8 protein-coding genes are annotated in these 12,186 nt (G+C 65.7%); 2 read left to right on the top strand and 6 right to left on the bottom strand.

The window, feature by feature from the left end:
• Nucleotides 1-20: 20 nt before the first annotated feature.
• The 5 genes from G3A50_RS04125 to G3A50_RS04105 all read right to left on the bottom strand — a co-directional run bounded on the left by G3A50_RS04125 (nt 21) and on the right by G3A50_RS04105 (nt 4,232).
• Nucleotides 21-776, bottom strand: a complete 756-nt coding sequence (locus tag G3A50_RS04125) for an SDR family NAD(P)-dependent oxidoreductase (protein ID WP_210255216.1) — start codon at nt 774-776, stop codon at nt 21-23.
• A 126-nt stretch (nt 777-902) separates the two neighbouring features.
• The gene (locus tag G3A50_RS04120) at nt 903-2,183 is read right to left on the bottom strand and encodes a beta-ketoacyl-ACP synthase (RefSeq protein WP_163074073.1); all 1,281 of its coding nucleotides are present in this window, start codon (nt 2,181-2,183) and stop codon (nt 903-905) included.
• A gap of 39 nt (nt 2,184-2,222) precedes the next feature.
• A complete protein-coding gene (locus tag G3A50_RS04115; RefSeq protein WP_163074072.1) occupies nt 2,223-3,407 on the bottom strand; it encodes a beta-ketoacyl-ACP synthase in 1,185 nt (394 codons plus the stop codon).
• Nucleotides 3,400-3,915 (bottom strand): 3-hydroxyacyl-ACP dehydratase FabZ family protein, encoded by a 516-nt coding sequence (locus G3A50_RS04110; protein WP_163074071.1) that lies wholly within the window; start codon nt 3,913-3,915, stop codon nt 3,400-3,402. Before G3A50_RS04110 ends, G3A50_RS04115 begins: the two co-directional genes overlap by 8 nt.
• 35 nt (nt 3,916-3,950) lie before the next feature.
• Nucleotides 3,951-4,232 carry an acyl carrier protein gene (locus G3A50_RS04105; protein WP_163074070.1) on the bottom strand — a complete coding sequence of 94 codons (282 nt, stop codon included), beginning with the start codon at nt 4,230-4,232 and terminating at the stop codon, nt 3,951-3,953.
• Between the two features lie 269 nt (nt 4,233-4,501).
• On the opposite strand from G3A50_RS04105, the gene G3A50_RS04100 reads away from it, so the two are divergent.
• Complete coding sequence (locus tag G3A50_RS04100) at nt 4,502-9,832, top strand: alpha-2-macroglobulin family protein (RefSeq protein ID WP_163074069.1); 5,331 nt, start codon at nt 4,502-4,504, stop codon at nt 9,830-9,832.
• Nucleotides 9,829-11,961 (top strand): penicillin-binding protein 1C, encoded by a 2,133-nt coding sequence (pbpC, locus tag G3A50_RS04095; RefSeq protein ID WP_210255215.1) that lies wholly within the window; start codon nt 9,829-9,831, stop codon nt 11,959-11,961. The genes G3A50_RS04100 and pbpC overlap by 4 nt, the downstream gene beginning before the upstream one ends.
• Here the strand turns inward: pbpC and G3A50_RS04090 are convergent.
• Entirely contained in the window at nt 11,948-12,154 is a 207-nt protein-coding gene (locus G3A50_RS04090; RefSeq protein WP_163074068.1) for a DUF1127 domain-containing protein, read from the bottom strand. The genes pbpC and G3A50_RS04090 overlap by 14 nt on opposite strands.
• Nucleotides 12,155-12,186 lie beyond the last annotated feature (32 nt).

Genomic DNA, 12,186 nt, shown 5'->3' with positions numbered 1-12,186 from the left:
AACGTGGGTGGATATCGAAATCAGCGCTGGATGGCTAGTGCGGCGGTAAGGCCACCATCGACAGGAATTGTCGTTCCGGTGATATAGGCAGCGCCCGGCGACATCAGGAAGCCCACCAAAGCCCCCACATCCTCAGGTGCGGCGAAGCGTCCAGCGGGGATCTGCTTCTCGACATTGGCGCGGTAGGCGGCATAGGGCGTCAGCATGGCGGTGTCCACGAAGCCCGGTGCGACGACATTCACGCTCACGCCGCGTCGCGCGCTCTCAATGGCGAGCGTGCGGCAATAGCCGGCCAATGCCGCCTTGGAGCCGGCATAAATGGCGTTGCCGGCGTTGGCGACGTCCGCAGCAATCGAACCGACGGCGATGATCCGTCCCGTCCGCGCCCGCGTCATCGGGCGCACCAGCGCGCCGACCAGCTTCACAAACGACCAGTAGTTTACCTGCATGAGCTCCTCAGCCTTGGTCTGGTCGACCAGGGCCGCGAGCGTGTCGTAGCTCATGCCGGCATTGTGCACGAAGCCGAAATAGGCAGGCTCTTCCGCGATCTGCGCGGCAAAGACTTCGACGGCCCGCTTGTCCGCAAGATCAAGCGGGCGCGCTTCCAACTCGGCCTCGGGACACTCCGCCTTGATGGAGCCAATCAACGTCTGCGCTTCGGCTAATGCCGTGCGCACGGTGAACACCACGGCGAATCCGTTCAGCGCCAGTGCGCGCACCACGGCCGCACCAACGCCCCGCCCGCCGCCGGTGACGAGAACGCGAGGAGTGGTCATGGGCATGCCTCGGTGTGCTTCTTCTCTCGACAAGGAGAGGACGGCCTCGGAGGCCTGTGAGGAATGGCGCGGATCCGGCGAAAGAGTACCCCCGCTCCTCCTAAAGAAGAGCGGGACCTGCCGGCTTCAGTTCGGCTCGGCGGTCAGCACGAGCGCCACGTTCTGCCCACCGAAGCCGAAGGAGTTCGACATGACCCGATTGACCTGCGCGTCGCGGGCCACATTCGGAACCACGTCGAGGGGTATGGCCGGGTCCGGAATCTCGTAGTTGATGGTCGGCGGAATGCGTCCATTGCGGATCGTCAGCAGCGAGAACACCGCCTCGATCGCGCCGGCCGCCGTCAGAGTGTGGCCGATCATCGACTTGTTCGAGGAAAGCGGAATGCTGGGAAGCCGCTCGCCGAACACAACGCTCATCCCGGTGAACTCCATGCGGTCGTTCTCAGGCGTCGAAGTGCCGTGGGCATTGATGTAGTCGATATCGTCCGCGCTCACGCCGGCGTCGGCAAGTGCCGAGCGCATGCAGCCGATGACCGGCTTGGCGTCCGGTGAAGAACGGGTGCGGTGGAAGCTGTCTGCCATCTCGCCGCAGCCTTCCAGCACACCGAGGATCTCCGCCCCGCGCGCCATTGCGTGTTCCAGGCTTTCCAGAACCAGCGCGCCAGCACCTTCGGCTATGATGAAACCGTCGCGGTTCTTGGAGAAGGGCCGGGAGGCAGCCTCGGGATTCTCGTTGTTGGTCGACAGCGCCGAGAGCAGCGAAAATCGGATAAGAGCCTCAGCTGTCACCGAGCCATCGGTGGCGATAGAGAGCGCCGCGTCGCAGTCGCCGCGCCGGATAGCCTCGACGCCGAGCTGGATCGAGGTGTTGCCCGAGGCGCAGGCGGTGGAGAGAGAGATCGGCTGGCCGCGCGTGCCGAAACGGTCGGCAAGATGGTCGGCGATCGAGCCATAGAGGAAGCGTTCGTGCCAGGCATCATGGCCGTGGCTTTCTGCCGCGCGCAGCAGATCATCATAAGTGATCGGACCGTTGGCGACAGACTCTTGCGCGAGAATGCGGCGCTGCGGCCATTCCAGCTCGATCGGCGGCACAGCGCAGAACAGCGGTCCGGGGAAGTTGCCCTTTGAGCCGATCCCCGATTCGGAAATGGCTTCTTCCGCCGCGAGCGAGGCCAGTTCTTCCGACAGGTCCGGCGCGGTGCGCCCGCTGTCGGGAAGGAAGTCGACCGTGCCCGCGATCGTGGTGCGCATGGCGTCGACCGGGAACCGCGTAATGCGGTGAATGCCCGACTTGCCGGCGGTCAACTTCGCCCAGTTGTCTGTCTTACCCTGGCCGAGTGAGGTCACCATGCCCATGCCGGTGACAACGACGATCGGCCGGCCGGCCTTGTCGGTATAGGAAGCCATAATCTGCTCCTCAGAAGCGATGCGCTTCCGCATATGGGGTCAGTCTGCGCGCTCGACCAGAGCGACTCCTTCCCCACGCCAATGCCCCACAGCGGTGACGATGGCACGGGAAAGAGGACCGTTGAAAGGTATTTCCAGCGGCTCATCGGCCAGAGGAGCGAAAAGCCGCCCTTCGGAAACCGCAAGAGCGGCAAACGCAAGCGCCACCGGCATCTGCGCTTCCAGCCCGTGGCCGACACGGTCGGTGACCGAGCGCACCGGAAGTCCCGATTTTTCGAGTACGGCTGTCTCTGCGGCGGTCGCGTCGGGTGCACCGGAGGCTGCGGACAGTATGGCGGTTTCGCCGTCGCTGCCGGCCTTGGCGGCATCGATCAGATCACCGAGCACCTTCTCGACTGCGCCCGGTTCGCCGCGCTTTGCGCGGTCGGACCAGACACCCGAGAGCTTGGCGATCGGCTTCGCCCCCCGCGCGGTCGCATGTTCAGGTGATTCCAGCACGAGGAACGCGCCCGCCGAACCGGTCGGCACGCCCTTGGGTTCGGCCAAAACGGGCGCCCACGGCGCATGCATGGCGAGCCGCTTCAGCGCGAACAGAAGCAGCATGTCGCGCCGCTCAGCATTGTACGCGCCACCCACCAGGGCGATCTCGCTCGTGCCGGCGGCAATGCGTGACCAGCCGATGCGAACCGCGTCGGTGCCAGAGCTTTCCTCGCCCATGAAAGTGCGCGAGGAGCCGGTGACTCCGTGGACGATGGAGATGTTGCCAGCGAGCAGGTTGGAAAGTTGGGCGAGGAACAGTGTCGGGCGCAGGTTCGAGCTGAGCTGCTCGTTGAGGAATACGTCCGGATCCGCCTGCTTCTCGATCTCGGTGAGAATGGCCCCGTCGACCGCCTGATCTCGTTCGCCACCACCGGCCGCAACCACCATGTCGGTGGCGCCGAGAATGTCCTTGTTGCCCTTCAGTCCCGCCGAATCCAGCGCCAGACCGGCCGCATAGGTGCCTATGCGCTGCCACGGCTCCATCTGTCGCTGATCGCCCTTCTTGGGGATCTGCTGGTCGAAATTGATCTTCGACAGCGGGTGCACAACGTAAGGAGCATAGCTGGTTTCGTCGATGACCGGGCGCGAACCATCATTCAGCGCCGACCAATGGGCTTCGAGTCCTTCACCGAGCGACGAGACAAGCCCGATGCCGGTGATCCACACCTCGCGGCGGTCAGACATTCGTAAGTTTTCCTGCGCTTGCCGGGGCAGTGGAGCCGAGGTCGACCTGGTCACCCATGGGCATGCCGATACGCTCGGCGGTTTGCAGCAGATAGCCTCGCAGCTCCGGCGCCGGGAAGGGCATCGTCTTCAACGTCACTTCGGCGTTGCAGACCAGCTTTCCGTCGACCTTGCCGTTGGCCTTCAACCGCGCGTAGCCGGAACCGTCATGAACCATCTCGGCGTGAACCTCGATGGTTTGCCCCGGGGTGACGAAGGTGCGCAGCTTGCCCTTGTCGACCGAGGCGAGGAACGCCATTCGGTCGTAATTGTGAAAGCGGAGCAGAAGCATGCCGCAGGTCTGCGCCATGATCTCGAACAGCAGGACGCCAGGCAGCAACGGATGGCCAGGAAAATGACCCTCGAAGATCGGGCTATGATCCGGCACGATATTGGCCGTCTTCAGTGTGCGGGCCTCAAGATCGAGCGCCAGCACCTTATCGACCATCTGAAAATATTCGAGCCGCATGAGCCGTCCTGCTTCACCCTCGCTGTGCTGGCCCGTCAGGCCGTCTTGGCAGCAATCAGCTCGTCGATACGGGCGCACAGATTCTTGAGCACGAAGTACTGCTCGGTCGTGGCCTTGCCCTCATTGACTTCCTGAGTCCAGCTTTCCAGCGGGAGCTTGATGCCGAACGCCTTGTCGATGGCGAACGCAATGTCCAGGAAGTCGAGGCTATCGATGCCGAGATCGTCGATGGCGTGGCTTTCCGGCGTGATGTTTTCGCGCGGGATGTCGCACGTCTCGGCGATGATGTTGGCAACGGTCTCGAACGTGGTCGACATGGAATGCCTCTGGTCTCGGCGGCCGCGTCCGGCCACGGTTGATAAGGAGCGCGCGCCAAGCCGCTTCGTGCGGTGGCACGCCTCCTGTTGGATGACGGCCCGTATAGCGAAGCGCGCACGCCTATTCAATGGCGCGTAAGCGGCAATCCTCGGCTGTGTGACATCCGCGCAAAGGTCCGGGTCTGGTAAGAGCATGGGAACGCGGATGGCCGCGCGGCGGAATCCGTCCTATCGTTGGGGTACCGTCCGGGCGGAAACGGGGTAGTGCCATGTTCGCGTTGTCTTCGGCTCAAGAGGGGATCAGGCGCGTATTCGTCGTTCCGCTCCTGCTCGGTGCTTTCCTGATTTCTCCGGCTCTGGGCCAGACGCCGCCCAAGCCTCCGGCAAAACCGACGCCGTCCGTAAGCCAGGTCACCAAGCCGGCACCTGCGGCGGCGGAAGCCGCGCTGCCCAGCACGTATTCACGCGAGGACCTCGTCGAATCCGCCCGCCGCCTGCAGGCGCTGCTGGCTCGCGACCGTGCGCCTCTGGCCAAGCCCGCGACGCAAATGCGCAAGGAAGCCGATGCGGCGCTCGGTGCGGGCGACGCCCGCCGGGCCGCCGACATCTATGGCAAGCTCGCCCATCTCGCGGGCAGCGATTCCGCACTGTGGATGCAGCTGTCACGCTCGCTGGCGCGCATCAAGCCGGATCAGAACGAGAGCCAGGATACCTTTCTCGATCGCGCCCAGGCCGCGGCTTTCCTCGCCTATCGCCATGCCACCACGCGCCAGCAGCAGGCGCTTGCGCTTTTCGCGATCGCCCATGCCTATGATGAGCGCTCCTTGTGGCGCGCATCGCTCGACACATTTGCGCAGGCGCTCGTCTATGTGGACGTGCCCAGCGAGCGGGCGTTCTATGACAAGCTGAGAGCCGAGCGGGGCTTTCGTATCCTCGATTACAGCGTCGATTCGGACGCCGCGAATCCGAGGATCTGCGTGCAGTTCTCCGAGCCGCTCGCCAAGGGTGGTATCGATTTCTCCGCCTTCGTCGCGCTCTCGGGTCCAAACGGGCCGGTTGAGAAGCCAGCTGTCAGCGCCGATGAGAGCCAGCTTTGCGTCGAGGGACTGAAACACGGTGAGAGCTATCAGGTCCGCCTGCGCGAGGGGGTGCCTTCGTCGATCCCGGAAGAAACGCTTCAGCAGGGGACCGAACTCACCATCTATGTCCGCGACCGCAAGCCGGGTGTGCGCTTCACCGGACGCAATTATGTTTTGCCGAGCACCGGCCCGCGCGGCATTCCAGTCGTGTCGGTCAACACGTCGCGCGTCGGCGTTGAGCTCTACCGGATCGGTGATCGAAGCCTGATTCCCACCGCCATCGACGGCGATTTTCGTCGCGATCTCAATGCCTACGATCTCGAAAAGCTGAAGAACGGTCTGGCCGAACAGGTCTTCAAGGGCGAGCTGGAGACGCCTTCGCCCCTGAACGAGGATGTGACCACGTCCTTTCCTGTGGACGAGGCCGTCGGCTCGCTGGCGCCCGGCGTCTATGTGCTGGCCGCTCGGCCGGCGGGTGATGCGCTTGATCCCAATGACGACTGGAACACACGCTCGACCCAGTGGTTCGTCGTGTCCGATCTCGGGCTCACCGCGCTATCCGGCAATACCGGACTCACCGTGCTGGTGCGCTCGCTCGGCACCGCCCAGCCGCTGGAAGGCGTCGCGCTGCGCCTGCTTGCGAAGTCAAACGAAGTCCTTGCGACCGCAGCCACCGATATCTCGGGCGCGGCAACCTTCGACGCCGGGTTGATGCGCGGAACCGACGGGCTCGCGCCTGCCGTCATCGTGGCGCAGGCGAAGGCGGGCGACTACGCCTTCCTTTCGCTGGAGGATCAGGCGTTCGACCTCACCGATCGCGGCGTCGGCGGCCGCGCGGCGCCCTCGCGCATGGACGCTTTCCTCACCACCGAGAGGGGGGTGTATCGCTCCGGCGAAAGCGTGCATGTCACCGCGCTGCTGCGCAATCCACAGGTCGATGCCGTCACCGGTGTGCCGCTCACACTCATCCTGAAGCGGCCCGACGGTGTCGAGGACAACCGCGTGCTGGCGCAGGATGAAGGCGCGGGCGGGCGTGCGGTTGCGTTTGATCTCATGAGCGGTGCCATGACCGGCACCTGGCGCGTCGAGGCCTATGTCGATCCGCGCGGCACTCCCGTCGGTGCCACCACTTTCCTGCTGGAAGACTACGTGCCCGAGCGGCTGGCGCTGGAGCTTTTCACGGCCGCTGCCGTCATCGTGCCGCATGCGACGGTGAATGTGGAAGCGCAGGGGCGGTGGCTGTTCGGCCCTCCTGCTTCAGGTCTCGACATCGAAGGGGAGGTCGAAGTCCGCGTGGCGTCGGGTCGGCCAGGTCTGCCGGGCTGGCAGTTCGGTCGGCCGGACGACGGCTTCACGACGGTGCGCCAGCCCGTTCCGGACGCCCAGGTGACGGACGCAGCGGGGAAGGCATCGCTTTCGGTCAATCTGCCGCCGCTTCCGGCAACGGCGCGACCACTTGAGGCGGAGATTTTTGTCGGGCTCGATGAGGGCGGTGGACGCTCGGTTCGTCGCTCGCTCGTTCTGCCGGTTCAGCCATCTGGCGTCGGGCTAGGAGTCAAGCCGCTCTTCGGCGCCGATGGACCAGGTGAGAACGCGAGCGCCGGCTTCGAGATCCAGGCTTACGACGCCAGCGGCACGCCCGTCGCGCAGCAGGGCACGACGTGGGCCCTGTACCGCGTCGAGACGCGCTATCAGTGGTACCGGGTCGGTTCGTCCTGGGATTTCGAGCCGATCCAGGCGACACGCAAAGTTGCCGATGGCACGCTGGATCTCGCGGTGGACGCACCGTCTCGTCTCGACCTTCCCGTGGAATGGGGACGCTACCGGCTGGAAGTCTCGGACGGCCAGCTCAGCACGGTTGTGGCCTTCCAGGCCGGCTGGGGTGGTGGCGCCACCGCCGATGCGCCCGATCGCCTCGAGGTCGGCCTCGACAAGGAGCAATACGCCGCGGGAGAGACTCTGAAGGTCAATCTGACCAGCCGCTATGCCGGCTCGGCGACGGTGATGATCGTGGGGGACGGGGTCCTCGCCTCGAAGACGCTTGATGTCGCCGCAGGCGACAGCTCGGTCGACTTCGTGGTTGCCCCTGAGTGGGGGCCGGGCGCCTATGCGCTGGCGTTCCTCCACCGTCCGCTCGATGTCGCGGCGGGCCGCAATCCAGGACGTGCCATTGGCCTTGCCTGGTTCGGAGTTGACCGGGCGGCGCGCGTGCTGGAAGTGACGCTCGATGCGCCGGACCGTGTGCGGCCAGAGACCACGCTTTCGGTGCCCGTCACGGTTGCCGGGTCGGGCCGGGGTAGCGAAGCTTTTGTCACGGTCGCCTTGGTCGATGTGGGCATCCTGAACCTTACCGGCTTCAAGACGCCGGATCCCGACGGTTTCTATCTCGGCCAGCGCGCCCTTGGCACCGAGATCCGCGACTTCTATGGGCAACTGATCGACGGCATGCTCGGTGCGCGCGGGCGCTTACGTTCGGGCGGCGATGCCATGGGCGGTGCACTGCAGGCCGAGCCGCCCACGCAGCCGCCGCTGGCGCTGTTTTCAGGCCTTGTGAAACTCGACGCCGACGGAAAGGGAATGATCGATTTCGCCGTGCCCGCCTTTGATGGCACCGGCAGATTGATGGCGGTCGCCTGGTCCGGCGCGGCGGTTGGCCATGCCGAAGCGGACGTCACCATCCGCGATCCGGTGGTCATCACGGCGACACTGCCGCGCTTTCTCGCCAACGGCGACCGCTCGACGCTTCATCTCGCCATCACCAATGTCGATGGCGAGGCGGGCGACTATGCGCTGGATATCGTGACGGATGGGCCGGTGTCGGTTGCCAGCTCACCCCATACGGTCCCTCTGGAGAAGGAGGGACGGCAGGCGTTCAGTCTTCCGCTCGACGGTACGGGCCTCGGCGAGGCCATGCTTTCGGTGCGGCTGTCCGGTCCGGGAGGTCTTGCCATTGCGCGCGACTATCGGCTGAAGGTCCGGCCGGCCTATCCCGCGATTTCGCGCCGCAGCGTCCAGACAGTCGAACCCGGCGCCAGCATCACGCTGAGCCGCGATCTCGTTGCCGATCTGGTGCCCGGAACTGGCGGCGTTACGGTCTTTGCCGGCGGTGATCCCGCCCTGGACGTTCCCGCGCTGCTTGGGGCGCTTGACCGCTATCCCTTTGCCTGTTCGGAACAGCTCACCAGCCAGGCGATGCCGCTGCTCTATCTCAGTGATTTCGGCGGCCCGGCGCGGTTTCGGCTGACCCATGATCCGGCGGAGACCATTCGCAACGCCATCGCCCGCCTCGTCGCCCGGCAGGGTTCGGATGGTTCTTTCGGTCTGTGGCAGGCGGGTGGGTACGATCTCTGGCTCGACGCCTATGTCACCGATTTCCTCACCCGTGCCCGTGAGAGGGGGTACCAGGTGCCGGATCAGCCCTTCACCATGGCTCTGGACCGGCTGCGCAACGCCATCGCCTATGCCAGCGACGGGGCTACGGAGAATGGCGCGGCTTACGCGATCTACGTGCTGGCCCGTAACGGGCGTGCCCCTCTCGGCGATCTGCGCTACGTCGCCGATGCCAAACTCGATGCGGTAGAAAGCCCCTTCGCGCGGGGGCAGATTGGTGCGGCACTCGCCATGCTCGGCGACAAGGGGCGCGCCGAGAGGGTGTTCGGCGCCGCGCTGGAATTGCTGCCCGATGCCTCGCAGACGCTGGTTTCCGGCCGGCAGGACTTTGGCTCGATCCTGCGGGATGCGGCGGGCGTGGCGACGCTGGCCTCCGAGGCCGGCTTCACCGGCGCGGCACGCACGGCGCGCGCCCGCATCGCGACCGCTTTTGTTGATGCCGGACCGACCTCGACACAAGAGGACGCCTGGCTGCTGCTCGCCGCCCGTGCCGCACGAGAAGGGCGCGGCATCGTGCTCGACATAGACGGGGTGGCGCATACCGGCGTCTATGAGCGCGCCCTGACACCCGAGGAACTGGAAGCCGGACCGATAACGCTCACCAACCGCGGCACGGCTTCGCTCGATGTGGCGGTCTCGATCAACGGCTCGCCGGAGACGCCGGAGCCCGCGGCCGCAAGTGGCTTCGCTCTGTCGCGCAGTTACTACACCTTGGATGGCGTGCCCGCCGACCCGGCCCGCGTGGCGCAGAATACACGCCTCGTCGTGGTTCTGGAGGCGCAGGAGGATGAGGCGGCGCAGAGCCACGTGTTGCTGGTCGACTATCTGCCCGCCGGCTTCGAGATCGACAATCCGGCTCTTGCGGCCGGGTCGGATGTCGGCGCGTTCGCCTGGTTGGGCGAGACGACGGAGGCGGCCCATGCCGAATTCCGCGATGCCTTTTTCGCGGCAGCCTTTGATCGCACGCAGGGAAGTAACGAGCCGGAGCTGCTGCGCGTCGCCTACGTCGTTCGCGCGGTTTCGCCCGGGCGCTATTCCCATCCTCCAGCCATAGTCGAGGACATGTATCGTCCCGGCCGTTTTGCCCGGACGGCGGCGGGCGAAACCGAGGTGACGGGGCCGGCGCGGTGAGACCGCGCTGGCAGCGTGTGGCCGGCTGCGTTGCCCTCGGGGCTGTCCTGCTTGGTGGGGGCCTTTATGCGTGGCTCGCTGGCGTGCGTGCCGCCGCGCCACCTGTGCCCGCCCTGGCCTATTCAACGGAGGTGCAGGATCACGAAGGACGGCTGCTGCGCCCGTTTGCGCTTGCTGATGGGCGCTGGCGTCTCGCGCCGGATTTGGCCCATGTCGACAGGCGCTATATCGACATGCTCATCGCCTACGAGGATCGCCGGTTCTACCAGCACGGCGGGGTTGATCCGCTCGCGCTGATCCGTGCGGTGGGGCAGTTGATCACCCATGGCCGGATTGTCTCCGGCGGTTCCACGCTGACCATGCAGGTCGCTCGCCTTATGCAACCGCGCGAAGGCACTGGTTTCGGCACCAAGCTGGCTTCGAAGCTTACGGAGATGCGTCGCGCGATCGAACTTGAAGCTCGTTTGTCAAAGCTGGAAATTCTCGCGCTCTATCTCGCCCTGGCGCCCTACGGGGGCAACATCGAAGGGGTGCGGGCGGCCAGTCTGGCCTGGTTCGGAAAGGAACCGCGACGCCTTTCGCTTGCCGAGGCGGCCTTGCTCGTGGCCTTGCCACAAGCTCCCGAGGCTCGTCGTCCCGATCGCCATCCGGTCCAGGCGGATCTAGCCCGCGAGGCTGTGCTGGCTCGGCTTGGCGAGGCCGGCCTTTTCGGGGCGGCAGAGGCAGAGTTTGCCCGCCGTGCGCGGATACCGACCCAGCGGACGGACATGCCCATGCTCGCCGTTCACGCCGCCGATGCGGCTCGCCGCGAACGGCCGACCGCGCGGGTGCACCAGCTTGCCATCGATGCAGCGTCGCAACTGCGGCTCGAAAGGCTTGCCGGAGAACGCGTGCGTGATCTTGGACCCCACACGTCGCTGGCTCTCGTGATGGTCGACAATGCAAGCGGCGAGGTGCTTGCGCGCGTCAGCGGCGCGGATCCGCTGGACCCTGGGCGGGCCGGAGCGGTCGATCTCACGCGGGCTCTGAGATCGCCGGGCTCGACACTGAAGCCCTTCATCTACGGCCTCGCCTTTGAAGACGGTGTTGCGCATCCCGAGACGCTGATCGAGGACAGGCCCTCCCGATTTGGCGCCTATCACCCGCGCAATTTCGATCGCGATTACCAGGGCACTGTGTCGGTGCGGCAGGCCCTGCAGTTTTCGCTGAATGTGCCGGCGGTGGCGTTGCTGCAGGCGGTGGGTCCACAGCGCCTGGCAAGCCGGCTTGGCGGCGCTGGCTTTGCGCTTCATCTGCCACCCGGCGAAGTGCCGGGACTGGCGGTCGGGCTCGGCGGTGTCGGCATCAGCCTGGAATCGTTGGCTGGCCTTTATGCGGGCGTCGCCAATGGTGGGCGGGCCCATGCTCTCGCGACCCGGCTCGATGTCGGGGCGGGGCAGGGGCGCGACGAAACCAACGGATCACGCCGGCTGCTCAGTCCTGTCGCTGCCTGGTATCTTGCGGATGCACTGTCCGGCACGCCGGCGCCGCTTAATGAGCGCACCGGGCGCATCGCGTTCAAGACCGGAACGTCCTTCGGATACAGGGATGCCTGGGCCGTGGGCTTCGACGGGCGACGCACGATTGCCGTGTGGGTGGGGCGACCCGACGGTCAGCCCGTGCCTGGCATGATCGGCAGGGACGCGGCGGCGCCAATTCTGTTCGAGGCGTTCGCGCGGCTGGTCACGAAACCTGCACCGTTCGCGCCGGCACCGCACGCGGCACTGGTGGCGCGAAACAACGACCTGCCACCCCCACTCCGGCACTTTGGCCGTCGGGTGGGCGAGGCCGGATTGGCCGATGGGCCCAGGATCACGTTTCCGCCGGACGGCGCCCGGCTGGAGCAGCAGGGGGACGATCCCCTCGTGCTGAAGGTCAATGGGGGCACGGGCCGTTTGACTGTGCTGGTCGACGGGGTTCCAAACAGCAAGCCCGCCGAAGGAGCTACCCTATTCTGGCAGCCGGCGGGCGTTGGCTTTGTTCGTCTAACCGTCATGGACGCTGTGGGCAGAGCCGACAGCGTCGTCCTACGTATCAGCGGGCCGGAAACCCATCAGGGATTTCCAGCGGGGCAGCTCAGCGGCCGTTGACGGCGACGCGGGCGATATCCTGACGGGTAAGGCCATGACGCGCCAGGGCGGCGTCCGACATGCGCGACAGGGTTTCATAGCGACGCGCGATGCGGTGACCTTCACCGATAGCATCGAAGAACGCGCCAACGAATTCGACGAAGCGCGAGAAGAAGTCCGGCGAAGTGTTGCCATTAAGGGTAGCGGTGGTCATGGGAACCTCCATTCAATGTATTCTGTATGCCA

It is taken from the genome of Ancylobacter pratisalsi (assembly GCF_010669125.1).
GTDB classification, from domain to species: Bacteria; Pseudomonadota; Alphaproteobacteria; order Rhizobiales; family Xanthobacteraceae; genus Ancylobacter; species Ancylobacter pratisalsi.
This window is presented reverse-complemented; position numbering and strand designations above follow the sequence as displayed.